Source organism: Paenibacillus sp. IHB B 3084 (assembly GCF_001447315.1).
GTDB lineage: Bacteria > Bacillota > Bacilli > Paenibacillales > Paenibacillaceae > Paenibacillus.
Window position 1 is genome coordinate 1552664 of record NZ_CP013203.1, and the last position, 20620, is coordinate 1573283.

Genomic DNA, 20620 nt, shown 5'->3' on the forward strand with positions numbered 1-20620 from the left:
TTTTAAGTCGAACATTTACAATATTTCATAGTATAACGCATTCTGAATAAGCCTGCTGATGATTAGGCCCGGTTTGTTGGCTTACTCCGGATCAAGCGCGATTTTAGGGGACAATTTGCGACTTGATGGAAAAATGGTACTGTACCGGAAATTAACAAACACGGCCAGCACAATACCCACCACATTCACAATCAGAGCCAGCATAAAAACACTGGATATTTGAGAATGCTTCAAAAGAAAGCCTGTAAACACAGGAATGACCGTGTATGACAGAGAAGTTGCCGTGTAAATAAATCCCGTAATCTGTCCTTTACGTTGACTGAAAAATTCACTCATCACGGTCAATGTCAGCTGAAGCACACCCGAAATGGAAAATCCGATGACACATGAGCTAATAATGGCCGCTGCCTGTGATTTGAAAAGGAGCAATGCTCCAAAAGCCAACAAAGAAATGCATGGATAAATGAGAATAATGTGAACCGGTTTGATCCACTTTCTTAACACAATCACCAATACGAACACGGATACGAGAGAACCGACATTGTAATAGACTAATAATCTCAGGGACTCTGATTCAGTCATACCGATAAACTGCTGTCCAAAAGTAGGCAGCCACAACTGAACAATATACAGCAAGGTAGGCCCGGTAAAGCCGAGAACAATAAGGCAAAGCCCTTCCTGCCAGAAGCGCGGCTTGCTCCGGTCATTTGCTTTTAGCTCTACCGTTTGTTCCACGTTAGATACAGATGTATCGTGAACTGGCTCCTTGGGCGCCTGAACCCGCATGTCTGGAAATTTCATTTTGAACAGGTAAATCGCATTCAGACCAAATATAAGTGCAGGTAAAAAGAACGAGAACCCGTAAAAAATATCATGGTTCATAAAAAAGATAATCATTAACGGTAAAAACGCCGCTCCGATGGATATAAAACCTCTCACCAATACAGTAGCCGAACCGGAAGATTGAGGAAAAGCTTCGATCAGAGCTGGATAGGTGCCTGAATCGAGAAAAGAATTCGCTACACCTGCCAGCACAGCCAGCATCATCGCAATTTCAAAGCTGGGGCTTAGCGGTATACCAACCAAAAAAACGGCCATTAGTAGCCCTGCGGCTATAATAAACGGCTTGCGACCATAACGGTCGGAAAGTACCCCGGATATGTACAGCGTAAACAGCCTGCCAAATCCCATTGCGGATACCAGAAGACTGATTCCCGCCTGATCTGTATGCAAATGCTCGGTTAAAAAGGACATGTGTGACGCTAGCATTATATTAAACATACCGAACAGAAGATAGTTTACATAAAGGCCGGTCGCCACTGGAAAAGAAGAACGTTTCATCGTGAATTCACCTGCTTTTGTGAGTAAGTCTTGTGGTGTCACTAATGTGAATCATTTCACATCATCTGTGTCGATGATGAAGTATAGAACACATTTTTAAATTTATCAAGTTTAAATATTGCGAGACACACATTTAGACACGCTGATGCGTTTTCAAATAAAATTCCTCACCGTAGCTTAGCGCAAAGTTCCGAAAGTCCACTACAGCCGGGGATAAATACCTGTTTTTGATGCTCGCCAGATAGATAAAACGCTCATATTCGGGATTAACAATAGGCAATATTTTGACGTTAAAATAATCCAACGATGAAATTCGGGGCATGACCGCAATTCCATAATTCACAGATACCAGCCCTGCCATCGCCGTGTCCTCTTCAATCTCGCAAATAATCTCCGGAGTAACTCCTACTCTGGCGAATAGATTTTCAATAATGGGACGTATACCGCTTTTCTTGTTAAAAAAGATAAAAGGATAAGCCGCCGTATCCTTGAGATCGATTTGGTCCAGCGAAGCCAGCGGATGATCTGGTGAAACAATAACGACTAGCTCCTGCTGAGCCAGCGGAATGAATTCAACGTCCGGTTCATTTTCCATGTGAGAACAGAACGCCACATCGTAATGCTCCTGCTTCAAGCCCTGGATAATATCGTTCGTGTTCCCTTGGTGAAAAGAAAAGGATATATCTTTACGGGCATCCGAGGCGGAGAAGGCCTGAATAATCGCTGGAATGAAGTGCGAGCCTAACGTGTAAATGAACGCCAGATCCACATTCCCATGGCTTGGACTAACCAATTCCCGCAAGTTGTGCTCTCCCTTCTCCAATTCATCCATCGCATGCTCCACATATTTCAGGAAAAATCGTCCGTATTTGTTCAGCCGAATATTCCTCCCCTGCTTTTCAAACAAACGAACCCCCAGATCCTTTTCTAATTCTGAAATCGCATGGCTTAAACTGGGTTGAGTAATACATAGTCGTAAAGCTGCTTGTGTAAAGTGCTCCATCTCTGCAAGTACACGAAAATATTGTAAGTGCTTCAGGTTCATAATTATGCCGTTCCCTTCTTTAATTTATATTTTAAATTATAGACCTAAACTATGGAAAACGACAGAAATATGCATTGGATTTATAATAACACTCCTTATATAATAAAGACATAGAAACAATGTGAATTTTTTCACTATTAACCATGGATCTAAAACTTAAGTTGGGAGCTACACTCATGAAAAATCCTTATATCAGAATGGCAACAGGGCTTTACATCAACTATTTTCTTCTGGGTATGATCAATGTTATCCTCTCCTCGAATATGAGCTTCCTGACCGTGCAATTGAACACGGATAAAGCAGCCATCGGTTATCTGGTGTCAGCCATCGGGATCGGTAAGCTGCTGGCTCTCGGGGTAGCCGGGAAAATGTCAGACAAATACGGAAGAAAGCCGCTCGTTGTGATTGCATCATTTGCTTATTTAATTTTCCTGATCGGTATTCCCCTTGCACCCAATTATACGTTGGCATTCGTATTTGCCATTATCGCAGGACTTTGTAACTCCATGATGGATTCGGGAACGTATCCCGCATTAATTGAAGGTTTCGGAAAAAAAGCCGGCTCTGCAACCGTCTTGGTCAAAGCATCCATTTCTATCGGTGCCATTGTTATTCCGTTCATGATTGCATTCTTTATCGATCACAATATGTTCTATGGCTACTCCTTCTTTATTCCGGCAGGTATTTATCTGCTAAGCGGTATCTTCTTGTCGATGACAGCCTTCCCCAATCACAAAGCTGAGGAACAAAAAGCTACAATCGAGGCTGCTCAATCAGTAGATACATTCCGCACCGAACCTAAGTTTTGGCAAGAGGGTCTGTCTCTGATCATTATCGGCTTTACTTCCACTGTATTGTTCATGATTGTACAGCTATGGCTACCTACCTTTGGTCAAGAGGCCCTGGGCATGGAGAAAGCCAGTGCCATTAAACTGCTAAGCTACTATAGTATAGGTTCGCTGGTTTCCGTTATTCTGTTAGCCATGGTGCTTGGCAGATTCATTAAACCGATTACCGTCATGATTGTGTATCCGTTTATTGCACTGCTTTCCTTGCTGGCTTTAATTACATGGCACAATCCTGTCGCTACGATAATCAGTTCATTCTTAATCGGATTGTCTACCGCAGGTATATTCCAAATTGCTCTCACCGTTATGACGGAATTTTTCCGCAAAAACAAAGGAACTACGACTTCTCTCGTGAACATTGCAGCCAGTCTTTCGTTCATCCTGATGCCGTTAGCCACCGGGGGCATGTCCAAGAGCCTCGGAATTACTTCCGTGTTCATTCTGGATATTGCGATTGCCGTAGTCAGTATTTTGCTGGCCGTGTTTGTTGCTTATCGATATAAAAAAGTGTTTCATTAAACTACACAGATAACTTGGAGGCTTATATCATGAAAAATGCTGGGCGTATTGACGGAAGAACACAATTAATCGGATTGCTTGCTACACCGATTGGACATTCTTTGTCCCCGGCTATGCATAATCTTGCGTTTGAAAAGCTGGGCCTGAACAACGCGTATATGGCCTTTGAAGTAGGAAATGAACAACTGGAAGAAGTGGTAAGGGGGATGCGTGCTTTGAACATACGCGGTTATAACGTGTCCATGCCAAACAAAACAGCCATTGTGCAGTACCTTGACGAACTGGACGACAGCGCTAAATTTACAGGTGCCGTCAACACCGTCGTGAACACGGATGGTAAGCTGAAAGGCTACAGCACAGACGGATCTGGTTATGTTCGTAACTTGCGTGAACACGGTATTGATCTGAAAGGCAAAAAAATGACACTCGTCGGCTCTGGCGGTGCAGCTACACCCATTGCTATTGAAGCGGCTCAAGCAGGTCTGGCTGAAATTTCAATTTTTGCCCGTAATGATCAGTTCTTTGCCCGTGCAGAAGAAAATGTCCGTATTATTAATGAAGATATGAAACACACCCAAGTCAAAGCGAATATATATCCTCTGGAAGATCAAGAACAACTGCGTGAAGAGATCCGCACAAGTCATATTTTCGCTAACGGTACAGGTGTCGGCATGAAACCACTGGAAGGAAAAAGCGTGCTTGAAGATGTATCCATGCTTCGTTCCGACCTGATCGTGACCGATGTAGTATACAGCCCGGCTAAATCCAAGCTGATGGAACAAGCCGAATCCGTAGGCGCAACCGCCATTAACGGTCTTGGAATGATGCTGTGGCAGGGTGCACTTGCTTTCGAGCTGTGGACAGGCCAGGAAATGCCAGTCTCTTATATTAAAGAACAGCTTTTTGCTGACAAGCTGTAAACATAGAGCTACTAACAAACGCATCAAGCAATGAATTCCTTCTATTATATACTCATTTATGTACTCAAAAGACTATGCTCGGCGAATGAACACTCTGCCATGCATAGTCTTTTTATTAATCCTTATACGGATCGAACTCATTCGCCCCAGCCATGCATACCCCAATAGGCTTCAGTTCATGCATAACTTCCACGGTCTCGGAATGAGCGTCCAGCACCTCGCGCAGCTTGCGGTAAACGAACGGGCTTTCATCCGTACCCGCTCCGCGCAGCTCGACACCATAGTTCTGAACGGCCTCCTTCATCTGCAAGTCCGTAATCTGCCCGCCGCTGCGCGTACGGGTTTTCCAGTTCATTTTACCGGCTGCCTGCGTACGGCTCATAATGCGTCCTGCACCATGAACTGTACTATAGTAGGAATCGCGATTTTCTACCGTATCCTTCCCACGTACAATCACCGAAATATCGCCCATGCTTCCGCCAATAAAACCCGTTTGACCAGGAGCCGAGGGAGTAGCACCTTTGCGGACTACAATCGTGTCACGTCCATCATGCTGCTCTTTCCAAGCGTAATTATGGTGATTATGCACGGCAAAGTCCGCTTCGGTGCCCATTATACCAAGCACCTGATCTATCACATAATCCCGTCCCGCATAAGCATAACGTCCGGCAAGCCGCATCACACGGTAGTACATATCCCCCAACTCACTATTCATGTCCAGCAGCACTGGCGGTTGATCCATATGCTCTCCCGGCGCTTTTCCGAGAAACTCCCGTCCTGCCGCCAAATTTAGAAATCCGCTTGCTGTTTTGTGCCCAAAGCCCCGGCTTCCAAAATGATTCGCAATCCAGACCTGACCTGTCGCTTCCTCCACAAATACATCAACAAAATGATTGCCGCTCCCCACCGTACCCAACTGGTCTCTTGCCAAGGATTTCAGCTTGTCATGCTCCTGTTTCCCAATCGCAGCATATACCGCCCAATCCGGGTCATCGAACAGCTCATGGTCTACCTGAACCGCATTTATACGGCCTACGCCAAAGGAAATATGACGTGCAATCTCATCCATAATGGATGAAATACGTGGCAAAATATCTGCTGCGGACAGCTTGGTCCTAACCGCCTTGTTTCCGCATCCGATATCATACCCGACACCCGAAGGTGAAATTTGTCCGTCATATACCATCACGCCACCAATCGGCTGACTGTAGCCTTTATGATGATCCGCCATCAGCAGCGCTTGAATCACATTACCTTTCTCGGCACAAGTACGGGCTTGAGATAACGCTCCTGAATCGGGTACTCCCCACACGCGCACTCCGTTGATTTCTTGATAAGCCATCGTTTCAGCCTCCTATATTTTGCTTGGAAATTTCTAGCCACTTATCCGTCCCTCAGTTATACTATTGCAACATATACTTTTAAACGTAGAACCTGTTAATAGCATTATGTACGTTTTACCAGCTTCCGAACAGGGCGTAAGTATTACAAGCACAGCAGCAGACGTCCCATAAAAAATGAAAAAGGATACCCAAGCAGCCAACAAGACTGTAGGATATCCTTTTATACTATTCATATAGATCGCTCTGCTTTACATCATCGATGATGCTTATTGTGCCGCTGAATGCGTACGTTTAAAATCTTCTTTTACCGCGGCCAGCAGCGCTTCATCTACCAGGAGCTGCAACCCCGATAAGGCTAACGCCTTCGCGCCAGTCACTAAGGCTTCCTCTCCCTTGGCAGAGCCAGCCGCTTCCCGAAATTCCACCGTATGTGCGATCAGATCATCCGGTCCGATTTTAATGTAGGCATGCGCAGTCGGAATGACATGGCTCACATTACCCGCATCCGTCGAGCCGATTCCGCCACGGGGTCCACGATCCAATTGTTCCCCTAGCGCTTCCAGCTCCCGGCCTACAACTTCATCCAGCGTATCGTTCAGAATGAAATCACGCACTTCATTTTGAAAACGTTCAATCTTCACAGTAGCCCCTGTTGCCAATGCAGCAGCTTCTGCGATATTGCGAACCTTCGCGGAAACCTCCTCCGTGCGCTGCCAAGTGCTTGCCCGAATGAAAAAGCGCGCCGATGCGTAATCCGGGATAATATTGGGCGCGTCTCCCCCATGCGTAATAATGCCGTGAATCCGTACATCGGTGGGAAGCTGCTGACGCAAGGCATTGATGCCGCTGAACAATTGAAGAACCGCATCCAGCGCATTAATCCCCTCCTCCGGTGATCCGGCTGCATGAGCCGCTTTGCCGTAAAAATGAAAGTCCAGCGGGTCAACCGCCAGGCTTGGCGAAGTCAGCCGGGTTACACCAGACGGATGAACCATCAGCGCAGCGTCAATCCCTTCGAACAGCCCATGCTTTACAAAGCTTCCCTTCGCACTGCCATTAGGCCCACCTTCCTCTGCCGGAGTGCCGAATACATACACCTCGCCTCCCGTCTCGTCAATCACCTGCGCCAAAGCGATGGCGGCAGCCGTACTCGCCGTCCCGATAATGTTATGACCGCAAGCATGGCCCAGGCCAGGCAACGCATCATATTCCGCCAGGTATCCGATTTTAGGACCTTGTCGGGTCGAAGCCTTACGAGCAACAAATCCCGTTTCGTGACCCGCTACGTTACGAGTTATCTCAAAACCCGCCTGCTGCAAAATATCCGTCAGTACCTTGGAAGCTTGAAATTCCTGATTGCCGATTTCAGGATTAGCATGAATAAACCGACTTGTCTCCGTATAGAGCGTCCGGGAACCCTCGATTTGTTCTATAATCCGCTGCTTGTGTGTATCCACCGTATTCGTTGCACTCATCGCAATCTCTCCTCTTTTTTAGAATAATATGCTTTCAATCCTATTTTTCAAATGCCCTTACTTCTTTTGCGCTTTGACATCCGCCACCAGCTTATCCAATGTAGCCTGTAGCTCCTCGGCAGACTGGTCTACCACTACGTTGGCTCCTTTGGAATCCTGTTTTACAGCCTCCGCGACCTCCGGATCATGGTACAAATCCACAATCGTTTGGTAGGTTGCATTGTCCTTATCCTCTGCACGGGCGGCAAATACGTTAACATAAGGCTTCGCTTCCTCGCTACTTGCATCATCCTTGTAAATGGACGCGTCCAGCTTGAGCCCAGCATCTGTAGCGACACCGCTATTCACAGCCGAAGCTGCTACATCAGACAACACACGCGGCGTCTGCTGGGCGACGACAGGAACGATCTCCAGCTTTTTCGGATTGCCTTCAATCTCATCCGTGGTTGGATACAAGCCTGCACCCTTCTTCAATTCAATCAGCCCGGCAGACTGGAGCAGTTTCAAAGCACGTCCCTGATTGGAGGGATCATCCGGTATAGCAATTTTGGAGCCGTCAGGAAGTTCCGATACATTTTTGAATTTTTCGGAGTACAGCGCCATCGGAGCAATGACCGTTGCACCAATGGGAACAATGTTCAGATCATTTTCCACGTTGAACTGACTGAGGAAAGCCAAGTGCTGAAAGGAGTTCAAATCCACCTCTTTATTGGCAAGCGCCTTGTTGGGCAACGTGTAATCCGAAAAGCTGATTAGCTCGATTTCAATATTTTTAGCCTCTGCTTTCTTCTTAAGCACATCCCAATATGTGTCTTCCGACCCGGAAACCCCGATTTTAACATGCACCTTGTCATTTGCACCTGAGCCTGAACCGTTAGCCGAGCACGCAGAAAGAAGAGATACACTAAGGATAGCGAGCAAACCCAAGCGAATTATTTTTTTCATATCCATTTCCCCTTTAATCGTTATGTATGATGCCTGTTTTCAAATCAGCGTCGTAAAAATTTACGTGACAGGTAGTTCCCCGCATACTGGGCAATCTGTACAAAAATGATCAGCAAAACAATCGTGACAATCATTACCGAGGTATCGAACCGTTGATAACCATAGGTCATCGCCAGATTCCCCAGACCTCCCCCGCCCACGGTGCCCGCCATGGCAGAGAAGTCAATCAATGCCACTGTAATAAACGTCAGCCCGAGAATTAAAGGTCCCAACGCTTCCCGAATCAGCACACCCGTGATGATCTGATAAGGAGTCGCCCCCAACGCCTTGGCTGCTTCAATCATCCCCGGATCAATGGAAACCAGATTATTTTCCACAATCCTCGCTACAGCAAAGGCCGCTACAATGGTCATGGGGAAAATAGCCGCCGAGGTTCCAATGGTGGTCCCCATGACTAAGCGCGTAAACGGGCTAATCGCGACCAAGAAAATAATAAACGGAATCGGCCGGATGATATTAATCAGCAAATTCAAAAGCATAAATACAAATTTGTTTTCAAACAGGCTCCCTTTGCGTGTCACATACAACAACAAACCAATGGCAAGCCCCAAAATACTGGCGAAAACCAGCGTGACGACAACCATCAGAAGCGTTTCTCCTGTAGCCTCCACCACCTTCAGCCAAAATGTATCCCAATTAACTCTCATGATCGACGACCTCCCTGACTTCCACCGTCGTTCGCAGTTCTTCCACGACCTTATCAACCTCGTCTTCGGCCCCGATCAACTCCACAATGAGGCTGCCGAACAGTGCTCCCTGTAGCTCATTAATGCTGCCGTATACGATGTTGTAATCCAGATTGTATTTGCGTGTAGCCCTCGATAGCACGGGCTCACTTGTCGCCCCATCCCGAAAAATAAGTCTGTACAGTCGTCCGGCGTGGTGCTCCCGAATCTTCCTCAGCAGCTTGGGTGAAAGCTGATCATTCAGCACTGAGCGAATAAAATTTCTCGTCGTTTTCGTCTGTGGATTGGCGAATACATCGAACACATTGCCCTGTTCTATCACCCTGCCATTCTCCATCACCGCGACACGGTCACAGATACTACGGATCACGTTCATTTCATGGGTAATGAGTAAGATCGTAATCTGATACTCCTCATTGACTTTTTTCAGCAGCTTTAATATATCTTCTGTCGTCTCTGGGTCGAGCGCCGAGGTCGCTTCATCACATATCAGAATATCCGGCGAATTTGCCAGCGCTCTGGCAATGCCAACCCGTTGCTTTTGACCGCCAGATAGCTGCTCTGGATACGAATCTGCCTTATCCTCCAGCCCTACAAATTGCAGTAGTTCCTTAACACGAGCATCAATCTGCACCTTTGGCAGTTTAGCCAGCTTCAGTGGATAAGCCAAATTCCCATACACGGTACGCGAATTGAATAAATTAAAAGTCTGGAACACCATCCCGATCCGCCTTCTTAAATCCCTTAGCTCCTTGGGGCGTATCCGGGTAATATCCTGATCATTCACGACAATTCGCCCCTCTGAGGGACGCTCCAGCAAATTTACAAGCCGTAACAACGTGCTTTTACCTGCTCCACTGAAGCCAATGACGCCGAAAATCTCTCCTTTTCCAACGGATAACGTAACGTTTTCCAAAGCACTTACCTTTCGATTGGGCAAAGAAAATATTTTGCTGACCTGTTCAAACTTAATCAAACCTGCTTACCTCCTTACATTTGCACCTCTGCGTTCCCACTTTTTTTAGTAATCCGGTTGAAATAATCGGAATTATAGCCTAAAAAAAGCTCCCTTGGCTCCGTTTATACCGAAGGTGGGATTATTTAACTATATACCGTATGGTTAACACCTTAAGACAAGAAGGAGAATCTGTCAATAAAAATGAATACATCCTTCATCCTCCTGTGATCACAGCCGCTTACACTTTTGGGCATACAAAACCAAATAAGGCCGACCGGATGTTTGCAAAGTTTGCAAAACCGGCAGCCCTGTTCACTGTTTAAGAGTATCGTTAAATCACTAACCAACTAACGTGCAGTCGTATCTTTCAAATCCGCTTCAAAGCGAAGGCCGATCTGCTGTCTTGCATCCTCCATCACTTCGGCGACTGCGAGTGAACATTCCAGTGAGTTAATGGAGCTATTGCGTTCTCCGCTTTTAATCAGATCAATAAACTCCTGAATTTCATAATACATCGGTTCGCGCGTCTGTGCTTTCGTCAAATCCTCAATTGTGCCGTCCCGATAATGAATTTTCACCTCATACGGTTGGCTAATTTTATCAATCACCATCGTTCCATTTTCACCCTGAATTTCGGCAGGTAAATATGAATCGGTAATTTTGGAATGCATCACGACGGCATCCATATCCGGATATCGCATAGCGATGCTGCCTTCCCCATCTACACCAGAGGACAGGAGCACACCAACCGCGCGAACTTCCTCCGGTTTGCCGAACAATGCCACCATAGGATACAGGCAATAAACCCCAAGGTCCATCAATGAGCCATTCGAAAAAGCCGGATTAAAGGCATTCAACACTTTTCCTTGCTTAAAAGCATCAAAACGTGATGAATATTGACAATAACTTGCAAAATAACGCCTAACACGGCCTATTTTATACATATGGTCTTTAACAATTTTAAAGTTTGGCATAAGCGTAGATTTAATGGCCTCCATTAGCAAAACATCATTGTTGCGCGCAGCCTCAATCATGCTCTGCACCTCCGTTGCATTGGAGGCAAACGGCTTCTCACACAGTACGTGCTTTCCGTGATTCATACACACAATCGCCTGCTCCGCATGCAAGGAGTTGGGACTGGCAATGTATACGGCATCCACCTGATCACTTGCAGCCATTTGCGCCAAGTCTGTAAATACCTCCGGATGGCTGTTGTTCTTGGCAGCAAAAGCTTTGCCTTTATCCTCTGTTCGTGAGTATACCGCCGTCAGTGCAAATTCGTCCGTCTCTACCGCAGCTTGAATAAACCTCTCCGTTATCCAGTTGGTTCCAACAATACCAAAACGTATCACAGTATCCCATCCTTCCCCGTGAGTAATTTACATTTAAAATATGTATCCATTCTCGCATTCTAGCCTAAGCTTGTCCACTATACAGTTGAGCATACTTCGTCCTTAGAGATAATCTATTCGACAAAAAAAGACTGCGGTCATCAGCCAAATTCATTCTGATTGTACCACAGTCCTTGTATGTTTATTGGGTTTTATACCTCTATTTTTTAGAAATCACCTTGCCTACCTCTACCAAAATGGCATCCATGGAAGCTGGGTCATGCACGTCATATTCATCAATGTTCAGACGCAGCACAGGACAGGCATCGAACTCGTTGATCCAATTGGAATACCTGCGATACATTTGCTCCCAATAAGATCGCTCTGTCTGGATCTCCATTTCACGACCGCGCTCCTCGATCCGGCTCAGTATGGATGGCAAGCTGCCTTCCAGATAGACCAGTACATCCGGGTGCGGGAAAAATGGCGTCATCACCATCGCCTCAAACAGACTGGTATACGTTTCATAATCCGTAGGGTTCATCGTCCCCTGATCGGCATGCATTTTCGCAAAAATTCCTGTGTCCTCATAAATCGAACGGTCTTGCACAAAGCCTCCACCGGACAAGAAGATGTTTTTTTGCTCCTTGAAGCGCTCGGCCAGAAAATAAATTTGCAGATGAAAGCTCCATCTTTCGAAATCATGATAAAACTTCTCCAGATATGGATTATGATCTACCTTCTCCAGTGAGGTTTTAAAGCCAAGGCGTTCAGCCAGAGCCCCCGTCAGCGTGGATTTACCCACACCTACCGTACCCGCTACCGTAATCAGGGCATTCGCAGGGATGTTGTAATTATTCATTGTATAAGCTCCTTTACATCGGAAACAATCAGTTCAAATTGTGCTCGGTTTTCTACAAAATCAATCTCATTCCCGTTAACGGTCAATATCTTGGGAAAAGGAGCCTGTTTGGCGAGAAATTGTATGCCTTTATCATAATCGAAAATAAGTTGCTCCAGATAGGCCGGGTCCATCTCCTGTTCAAAGGAGCGCGCCCGTTTGCGAATTCTGCCCAGCAACGTATCCAGATCGGCTTTAATGTAAATGATCACGTCCGGCTTAGGCATATCGTCGGTGAGCAGATGATAGATTTGGCGATATTTTTCAAGCTTCACACCCTTTAGGGTCCGCTCAGCAAAAATGAGGTTTTTATAAATATGATAGTCGGAAATAACAGGCTGTGCCTTCTCGATATATTGCAGGCCGGTATCCTCCAGTTGCTTGTACCGATTGCAGAGAAAGAACATTTCCAGTTGGAAGCTCCACTCATCTATATTTTGATAAAATTTATCGAGAAACGGGTTCTCCTCGACAATCTCTTTAATAATCGGCATATGCAGCTCCGTTGAAAGCATCGAAGCCAAAGTCGTTTTTCCTGCTCCGATCGGCCCTTCAACAGCTATAAATGGGGCTTGTTTCATGTGGTTCCGTTCCTCCTTGTACTTCGGTCCATCCCATGGATAGCTATCCTATTGTATCACAAGGAAGTAGGCTAAAGGCATATACTTTCTCCTATGTATCCTCCAATAAAACAACAAAACAGAGAGGCTATGTCTTCCTTCATAGCTACCCTGTTTCTCCTAGGACATTTCTGTCTCCCGCTTATTTAAACCACCCTTTTTCATTAAAGCGCGTAATCGCCTCAATCCGGTTGCTGACACCCAGCTTATCCAGAATGACTGAAATGTAATTGCGCACCGTCCCTGTCGTCAGGTACAGCTCACCGGCAATCTCTTTGGTGTTCTTCCCGTCAGCAATGAGCGCCAAGACGGTCTTCTCACGCTCGGTCAGCGGGTTAACTTCGGCATAAGCATCATCGACCAGCTCTGGAGCATAAATGCGACGGCCTGCCATAATACTTCGAATCGAAGAAGCCAGTTCTTCACTGGGACTGTCCTTGAGCAGATAACCGTGCGTGCCTGCCTTGATGGCCCGTTCAAAATATCCGGGACGGGCAAACGTGGTCAGGATCAGCACCTTGCAATTCAAGCCCTTAAGTTCCTCAGCCGCATCCAATCCGCTCTTGATTGGCATTTCGATATCCATGATGCATATATCCGGCTGATGCAGCTTGACCAGCTCTAAAGCCTCTTCCCCGTTGCTTGCTTTTCCGACTACTTTCATGTCCTCTTCCAAGTCCAGCAGGGAGGCCAAAGCACCCAGCAGCATACGCTGGTCTTCCGCAATGACGATTCGAATCATGGCCCCACCTCCTCATTTGGCTTTTCAGTGATATTCGGCACTTTTATGATCAGGGCCGTTCCCTGATCTGAACGCAGTTCCATACACCCGTTCACAAATTCCAGCCGTTCCTTCATCCCTTTCAGACCATTCCCCCGAAAGGCTGCATTTTCTCCCGTAACGCCGACTCCATTGTCCTGAATCCGAAGGGTCAGCTCCTTACGAGACGGCTCAATGGCAATGGAGCAGGCTGTAGCGCCACTGTGCTTAACCACATTGGTCACCGCCTCTTTCATGCACATACTGAGCACATTCTCGTTCATTAAGGACGTATGCTCCAGCTTCGGATCGCCCTCCAAGGTGAATTCAATGTGAGCAGCCTTTAAAATCTGCCGAATACGCAGTAATTCATCCTCTAATCGCATACCTCGCATCTGAGTGACCATTTCCCGCACTTCTTTTAACGCACTTCTCGCCGTAAGACGAACATCGTTAATTTCAGCGTGAGCCCGCTCCGGGTACTGATCCATCAGCTTGCCAGCCAAATCACTTTTCAGTCCGATGAGTGACAGCTTTTGACCGAGAGTATCATGCAGGTCGCGCGCAATTCTTTGCCGCTCCTCCAGCTTAATCAATTCCGATATTTTCTTATTGGCATCCTCCAATTGCACTTGAAGCCGATCACTTTTATTTCGGTTAAAAGTGGTTATCGGAATCAAGATTACACCAAGCAGATTCAGCAGAATAAAAGGAAGCTGCTTAATAAAAACAGGATCTTGAGCTACGAAGCCGTAATTGATCAATCCAATGGTACAGACCATCAGAACAATATACAGTGTAGTGAATGCGGCCTTGCTTTTGATATTACCAATCAGAAAAGCGATAAATATCGAGAAATACATATAGCTGAATAACAGCGTCATGGTTATGGATATCGCAATCTGTACACTGGTCCAGAAGTAGATCAGCCAGCCTTGAGAGACAAAAGCCAGTACATAACAAGCAAAAAACACTAAAATAATGGCGATACCCAGCACAATATGGCTTGTAGATGAGGAGCTAAAATAATAGAAGGGCAGGATATAAAAGACAACCCATACATAAGGGTTAAGTCCCGTATTTCTTTGGAAAATCTGATACCATTTTTGCATCCTGCCCACCCTTTATCATTTCACTAATTCAGCTTATATCCCTTATCTTATCATACCGTGTTTCGTACAAAGTTATTTTCTTTCCGTGCTCACAACAGGTGTAGGGACGGGTTTCGTAACGGCAGCACGTTTGCTGAGCAACGGCTTCACTTGTTTAAAGGTCAAAAAGGTTTTCGTGCTTTCATCCCAAAGCCGGAACTTCAGAGATTGCAGACTTGTGCTCACCGTGATAGTCGTCGCTTTTTGAAGCTGTGGGGTTGCATCATGCGCCTTCTCCAAATTGTAATTCGGTACTTTCGGACTCAAATGATGAACATGATGGAAGCCGATATTACCTGTAATCCATTGCAACACCTTAGGAAGCTTATAATAAGAGCTGCCTTCTACAGCTGCATTAATATAGCTCCACTCTTCATCATGCTCAAAATACGAATCCTCAAACTGATGCTGTACATAGAACAACCAGATTCCCAGCACACCTGATACAAAAAAAATAGGTGCCTGTATCAAAACAAAATTCTGCCATCCGATGGCCCAGCACAACAGAGCGTACAATACGACGAGGGATACATTCGTCAAATAGGTGTTCATTTTTTCCTTGCGTTTTGCCTTCTTTGTGTTAAAGCGATAGGAAATCAAAAAAGTGTAGATCGGACCGAGTCCGAACATACCCCCTGGACTTCGGTATACACGATAAGCCAGTCGTGTCCATGCGGAAGCTTCTACATACTCTTCCACCGTAAGCACCCACATATCACCTGTGCCCCGTTTGTCCAGATTACTGCTGGTTGCATGGTGAATCGCGTGGCTATTTTTCCATTGTTCATACGGGCAAAGTGTTATAATACCTGTAATCGTGCCCACAATGTCATTCAGTTTGCGACTTTTGAAGAACGATTGATGACCACAATCATGAAAAATGATAAATGCTCGTATAACAAATCCGGAAGTAATAATAGTAATCGGAAGAGTCAGCCAATACGATACCGACAGACTAAGATAAGCGGCATACCATAGCAGGATCAGTGGACCCAGGGTATTAATGAGTTGCAGAACGCTGGATTTCGTGTTTATTTTCTCATAGGGAGCCATGTTTTTTTTCAATTGGGCTAATGGGAGTTGTGTCATACTTAATGTTGATCCTCCTTTAAAATGACGCCCGTATCTTGATCTCGTCAGGCGTACATGTTGATCTAACCTCAGTATAAGGGGATACCTGTGTTCGCTGTAGTCATAAACGTCATTTCGGGAATATGACATTTGTCATATAGACAAATAACATGACCTCTTTGCCAAATGTTCACGGCTTTCTTTTCGGAAGATTATTTGCTAAAATATAAGATATATAACGCTGTATGTGACTGGCGAAGTCAGTGGAATCAACCACGAGGGAGCATACAATGAAAGCGTGCCGTTCGCCTGGGAGAAGTATTTGCAGAGGATTCGTCTGTCGTGACGACCTTGTGCAAATACTTTTTTTCGTTTTAAAAGACCATAACACCCTGTTGATTCCATCATGCGATAAATTTAGAGGAGGTTCGAACTATGGCTATCATTATGAAATCCAAAGAAGCAGCTGAGCAAGTGTATGCAACGATCCGTACCAAGGTAGAACAAATGAAACAGCAAGGGCATCGCCCTCATTTGGCAACACTGTTGGTAGAAGGCGATCCTGCCTCTGCCTACTACGCCCGGACCAAGCAGAAAATAGCGGAGAAGCTGGGCATCTCCTTTCATCTTCATACCTTTGACCGCCATGTAAGCGAAGCCGAACTCCTTCACCTGATTGGCAGCCTGAATGAAGCCTCCCATATACATGGTATTATGCTGGAATTGCCTCTTCCCCAGCATCTATCCGCCTCCGTCATTAAACAATCCATCGCCCCGTACAAGGATATTGATGGAATTACCCCAGGTAACAAGCTGGCTACCGTTACAGGTGAAGCCGGATTGTATCCCGCTACGCCTCAAGCCTGTATTGAGCTGCTCAAGCATTACGGTCACACGTTGGCAGGCAAAAATGTCACCCTTGTCGGCATAGGACAGACGGTGGGACTCCCCCTTTTTCACATGCTGCAAAGAGAAAATGCCACCGTTACCGCCTGTCATGCAGGCACCCGTGATATTGCAGAGCATTTGAGTCATGCGGACATTGCTTTCGTGGCAGTCGGTTGCCCTGATGTGATTACGCAGGATATGGTCCATCCCGGCCTGATTCTGGTGGATGCAGGAATTAACGAGACGCTGGGGGGAAAAATAGTGGGGGATGCCGCTTCGGACGTTGGGGAAAAGGTACATGCGATTTCTCCGGTTCCCGGCGGTGTCGGCACATTAACGACTGCCATCTTGTACAAAAATCTGCTCAAAGCGATTGATCTGCAACAATACTCCCGAGAGGTGGTTTATTCATGAGTGAACTGTCGTGGAATGATTCCATTCGACATTTTCTGAAAGAAGCTGGAAGCGCAGCGCCTACCCCCGGCGGAGGAAGTGTATCCGCACTGGCAGCGGCACTGGGCGTGGCTATGACCTCCATGACCGCCAACCTTTCCCAAGGAGAAAAATACGCGCATGTTCATGGTCAAATCACTGAAGTGATTCATAGCATGGAAAATCTGTCTGCGCGCTGTGAGGAACTGATGACCGCAGATATTCAATCCTTTGAACAATACATGACCGCATTGCGCTTGCCCAAAGAAACAGACGAAGAAAAACGCTATCGCACCCATTCCCTACAGACCGCGGTGATCGCCGCCATTGAGGTGCCGATGCGTTTGCTGGAAGTATGCCGGGACGGAATGCAGCGTGCCTACAGTATTGTGGAACTGTCCAACAAAAATGTCATTTCTGATCTCGGCATAGGCGCGATCCTGTTCGAGGCTGCCGCCCAATCCGCCCTGCTCACCGTTGAAATTAACCTTGCTTCACTGAAAGATTTGGATGCCAAACACGCCTATGAAGCGAAAACGGCTGCACTCATCGATGAAATTGGACAAATCAAAGCTCAAACCTTATTGATCGTGCGCAGCCGAATAACAGGCTAAAAAAACAACCTCCAAATCCACTCTAAGCGTGGGTTTCTGGAGGTTGTTTTATTCGAATAGATGTGTTTTGGAAAACTTTTCTATAAATTCTTCGTCTATTGATAAGGAGATATTCCCCAAGGCGTTATTTTCACCTTATATACATTGATGAAGAAATGAGGAAAAACGCATGAAAAGACGTACTCTGTTAATCAGTATGATCGCGTTGTTATTGTTCAGTTCCAGTGCATGAATCGACGTCCCGTATTCGCTCCTATGATTCCGGGAGTCTGATTCAATCCGATGGGAGCTTGTGGTTATGGGGCTATAATCAATCCGTACCGACTCGTGTAGAGGATAAGCCAAACGCTGTAAGAACATTTTCGAATATAATCCAGGAAGGCGATCTGGTATTTACCTTACAAGATCATTCCGCCTGGTATGTGCCAAGAAACAACATTTCTGAATCCGTGAAATTCATTCCTCTGGAAGGACTACAAAACATCATAGACGTGCGTATTATGAATGATCATGTACTCGCCCTAAGCGCCGAAGGAACCGTATCATCTGCTGATCGAATCGAGAATGATAGCAACTTTGGCCCTTTTCAAACTCTTTCCAGCATCGACGAGGTTACAGAATTGGATAGTTACTATGAAGAAAGACCGCAATATGAGGAACGCTGGATCTTCTTGAAGAAGGATGGAAGTGTATGGAAAAATACAAGGTCCTTGCAGGGCTTTGAGCCTGTTCCATCATTAAAGGATATTACTGCTATCTCCAAAAACATAGCCTTAAAGAAAGACGGTACTGTATGGACATGGCCCAAGGTATTTGAAAAAAATGCTACCCCATCCGAAGCTTTATCTGCATCGCAGATTCAAGCCTTATCGGACATCAAAACAATTAAGACCAATGGGAGTTCCAATCTCGCGATTGATCGACAAGGACGGTTATGGTTCTGGGGTGAAACGGTCACAGGTTACTCGGATAGTACAACCTATCACAACGAAAATAACCCTGTATTGTTAACAGGTATAAAGGATGTCAAAGACGTCTTTATCGTTGAACGCTCTATCCTTGCACTGACGACAGGCGGGAATGTATATGAAGCGTCCTTGGAAGGTGAGAAATTATCGTCCACTGTCCCTTTTAAATTACTCGCCAAAAATATTCAAAGCATCCAGGCCGGATTACGGCATGTGATCATGCAAAAAACAGACGGCACCCTATGGGGCTGGGGGGTCAACAAACATACGCAGCTTGGCATAGGGGATTATGAATTTCTCTACAGTACGCCGGTTCCGGTACAAAAGCCGATTCTCGTTCGTCTCAATGATACACCTGTCCCCCTAAGTAACGGTGTCATTACCCGCAACGGGCAGGCGTTTATTCCCCTTCGTTCTGTTTTTGACAAGCTGGGGGCCGAGGTCACTTATGATTTTAACAGCAAAATAGCGGAAATTAATCAGTCCAAGACAGGAGCCAATCCCGTCTCTCTGCAAATTAATCTTAAAAACGGGCAGACAACGTTGAACGGTAACGTTGTGAAACTCACCAATCCTCCCTTCACGGTGAACGGTATTGGTTATCTTCCACTGAGGCTGATCAGCGAAACGCTGGGGGCCAAGGTAGATTGGATGCAAAAAGAAGATACTATCGTCATTACGACGAAATAAGAAAATTGATATGTCGAATGTGCTGCAAACAAAACCAGACCCAGCAATTTAAATTTAAAAAAGAACCAGTCGAAATATGATTCATGTTTTGACTGGTTCTTTTATGGCTTTGCTAAGGTCTGTATTACAAGCTACATTCTCCATCCGTTTTGGTTGACGCTCGCAATTTCTTTAAAGCTTTCGTCACTTTCCAGGGGGCATGACAATTCGTTACAGCGCAGAATCTTTCCATCTTTAAATTCAAAAATAGCAATAAGCTCGACCCGCCCCTGTTTTCCATCTTTTTTATAATATCCACGGTATACCGTAAAGTAGCGCTTTGTAGCTCATCATCATACAAAAAGTCATAAAACGGTGAAATCATGATATTGCCGATCAGCTTTTGTAATGTAGCAATATGCTGGGCAAATTCCTCCATATTCGTAGTGACTCCATCCGTAACCTGGATATACTCGGGTGCAAAATAATCAGGAATTTTTCTACCTTTAACCTCACAACAATGTCATTATACATATGGGTTAGAAATACTTTTGCCTCTGCTCTGTTCATTCTGCTCACTCCAAGTTTTATAGTAGTTGGGACCATGCATTAAGAAACCGAATGACTACGTCTAATTCTTCTTCAGAAAAAGCATCAAATAATTGATTGTATCGTTCCTTTAATTGTTGGTGCATCCGATCATGTACAGCAGCTAACTTCCTACCTTCATCCGTTACGTTATAATATAATTCTTTATGATTGTCCGATTTTTTCGACGTGAGTACTAAATGATGTTCAATAAGAATATTCACGGCTTTGGTGACCGCTGGCTTGGATATATTCAGTTCAGCAGCCAATGATGCATTATTCATGCCTCCCTGACTACTATTGATCAGAGAGAGAATATGAAGCTGGGTAGTCGTCCATCTTCGATTCTCCTTATTTACTTCTTCCGTCAAAGTATCTAACAAAGCTTGACGTTTCTGAACACTTCTTTCTCTTGCCAGCAGAAAATGCTGAACGGCTTCAAATGTCTGTTCTTGCTTTATATGATTCATAGTTCCACTCCTTTTTT

20 protein-coding genes and 1 riboswitch are annotated in these 20620 nt (G+C 45.6%); of the genes, 5 read left to right on the plus strand and 15 right to left on the minus strand.

Annotated elements, in window-relative coordinates; genetic code table 11:
• Positions 1-81: 81 nt before the first annotated feature.
• Both ASL14_RS07245 and ASL14_RS07250 read right to left on the minus strand, forming a co-directional pair.
• Positions 82-1341, minus strand: coding sequence for an MFS transporter (locus ASL14_RS07245; RefSeq protein ID WP_134911055.1), 1260 nt, complete (start codon positions 1339-1341; stop codon positions 82-84).
• A 133-nt stretch (positions 1342-1474) separates the two neighbouring features.
• The gene (locus ASL14_RS07250; RefSeq protein WP_134911056.1) at positions 1475-2386 is read right to left on the minus strand and encodes a LysR family transcriptional regulator; all 912 of its coding nucleotides are present in this window, start codon (positions 2384-2386) and stop codon (positions 1475-1477) included.
• Between the two features lie 176 nt (positions 2387-2562).
• Between ASL14_RS07250 and ASL14_RS07255 the strand changes: the two genes are divergently transcribed.
• Complete coding sequence (locus ASL14_RS07255; protein ID WP_134911057.1) at positions 2563-3753, plus strand: MFS transporter; 1191 nt, start codon at positions 2563-2565, stop codon at positions 3751-3753.
• Between the two features lie 29 nt (positions 3754-3782).
• Positions 3783-4673 (plus strand): shikimate dehydrogenase, encoded by an 891-nt coding sequence (locus ASL14_RS07260; protein ID WP_134911058.1) that lies wholly within the window; start codon positions 3783-3785, stop codon positions 4671-4673.
• 115 nt (positions 4674-4788) lie between these two features.
• Here ASL14_RS07260 and ASL14_RS07265 read toward each other — a convergent pair whose 3' ends face one another.
• From ASL14_RS07265 to ASL14_RS07315, 11 genes are all read right to left on the minus strand, one after another.
• Positions 4789-6015, minus strand: a complete 1227-nt coding sequence (locus tag ASL14_RS07265) for an RtcB family protein (RefSeq protein ID WP_134911059.1) — start codon at positions 6013-6015, stop codon at positions 4789-4791.
• Between the two features lie 267 nt (positions 6016-6282).
• Positions 6283-7491 carry a M20 family metallopeptidase gene (locus ASL14_RS07270; protein ID WP_134911060.1) on the minus strand — a complete coding sequence of 403 codons (1209 nt, stop codon included), beginning with the start codon at positions 7489-7491 and terminating at the stop codon, positions 6283-6285.
• 57 nt (positions 7492-7548) lie between these two features.
• Positions 7549-8436 (minus strand): MetQ/NlpA family ABC transporter substrate-binding protein, encoded by an 888-nt coding sequence (locus ASL14_RS07275; RefSeq protein WP_134911061.1) that lies wholly within the window; start codon positions 8434-8436, stop codon positions 7549-7551.
• Between the two features lie 44 nt (positions 8437-8480).
• Positions 8481-9143, minus strand: coding sequence for a methionine ABC transporter permease (locus tag ASL14_RS07280; protein ID WP_134911062.1), 663 nt, complete (start codon positions 9141-9143; stop codon positions 8481-8483).
• Positions 9133-10158 carry a methionine ABC transporter ATP-binding protein gene (locus ASL14_RS07285; RefSeq protein WP_134911063.1) on the minus strand — a complete coding sequence of 342 codons (1026 nt, stop codon included), beginning with the start codon at positions 10156-10158 and terminating at the stop codon, positions 9133-9135. Before ASL14_RS07285 ends, ASL14_RS07280 begins: the two co-directional genes overlap by 11 nt.
• A gap of 329 nt (positions 10159-10487) precedes the next feature.
• Positions 10488-11489: a Gfo/Idh/MocA family protein gene (locus ASL14_RS07290; RefSeq protein WP_134914447.1), complete on the minus strand. Its 1002-nt coding sequence runs from the start codon at positions 11487-11489 to the stop codon at positions 10488-10490.
• Between the two features lie 202 nt (positions 11490-11691).
• On the minus strand, positions 11692-12333 hold the full coding sequence (locus ASL14_RS07295; protein WP_134911064.1) for a deoxynucleoside kinase: 642 nt from the start codon (positions 12331-12333) through the stop codon (positions 11692-11694).
• Positions 12330-12953 carry a deoxynucleoside kinase gene (locus ASL14_RS07300; RefSeq protein WP_134911065.1) on the minus strand — a complete coding sequence of 208 codons (624 nt, stop codon included), beginning with the start codon at positions 12951-12953 and terminating at the stop codon, positions 12330-12332. The genes ASL14_RS07295 and ASL14_RS07300 overlap by 4 nt, the downstream gene beginning before the upstream one ends.
• Positions 12954-13134: 181 nt before the next feature.
• Entirely contained in the window at positions 13135-13734 is a 600-nt protein-coding gene (locus ASL14_RS07305; protein ID WP_025683815.1) for a response regulator transcription factor, read from the minus strand.
• Complete coding sequence (locus tag ASL14_RS07310) at positions 13731-14864, minus strand: sensor histidine kinase (protein WP_134911066.1); 1134 nt, start codon at positions 14862-14864, stop codon at positions 13731-13733. Before ASL14_RS07310 ends, ASL14_RS07305 begins: the two co-directional genes overlap by 4 nt.
• Positions 14865-14936: 72 nt before the next feature.
• Positions 14937-15992 (minus strand): Delta(5) desaturase DesA, encoded by a 1056-nt coding sequence (locus ASL14_RS07315; protein WP_134911067.1) that lies wholly within the window; start codon positions 15990-15992, stop codon positions 14937-14939.
• 219 nt (positions 15993-16211) lie between these two features.
• Positions 16212-16296: riboswitch (ZMP/ZTP riboswitch) on the plus strand.
• Between the two features lie 113 nt (positions 16297-16409).
• Between ASL14_RS07315 and ASL14_RS07320 the strand changes: the two genes are divergently transcribed.
• From ASL14_RS07320 to ASL14_RS07330, 3 genes are all read left to right on the plus strand, one after another.
• Positions 16410-17276 carry a bifunctional 5,10-methylenetetrahydrofolate dehydrogenase/5,10-methenyltetrahydrofolate cyclohydrolase gene (locus tag ASL14_RS07320; protein WP_134911068.1) on the plus strand — a complete coding sequence of 289 codons (867 nt, stop codon included), beginning with the start codon at positions 16410-16412 and terminating at the stop codon, positions 17274-17276.
• Positions 17273-17908 carry a cyclodeaminase/cyclohydrolase family protein gene (locus tag ASL14_RS07325; protein ID WP_134911069.1) on the plus strand — a complete coding sequence of 212 codons (636 nt, stop codon included), beginning with the start codon at positions 17273-17275 and terminating at the stop codon, positions 17906-17908. The genes ASL14_RS07320 and ASL14_RS07325 overlap by 4 nt, the downstream gene beginning before the upstream one ends.
• Before the next feature lie 224 nt (positions 17909-18132).
• Entirely contained in the window at positions 18133-19566 is a 1434-nt protein-coding gene (locus ASL14_RS07330; protein WP_223264233.1) for a stalk domain-containing protein, read from the plus strand.
• Between the two features lie 124 nt (positions 19567-19690).
• Here the strand turns inward: ASL14_RS07330 and ASL14_RS07335 are convergent, their stop codons facing one another.
• Positions 19691-19984: a hypothetical protein gene (locus tag ASL14_RS07335; protein ID WP_223264234.1), complete on the minus strand. Its 294-nt coding sequence runs from the start codon at positions 19982-19984 to the stop codon at positions 19691-19693.
• A 148-nt stretch (positions 19985-20132) separates the two neighbouring features.
• On the minus strand, positions 20133-20603 hold the full coding sequence (locus ASL14_RS07340; protein ID WP_134911070.1) for a MarR family transcriptional regulator: 471 nt from the start codon (positions 20601-20603) through the stop codon (positions 20133-20135).
• Positions 20604-20620: the final 17 nt, after the last annotated feature.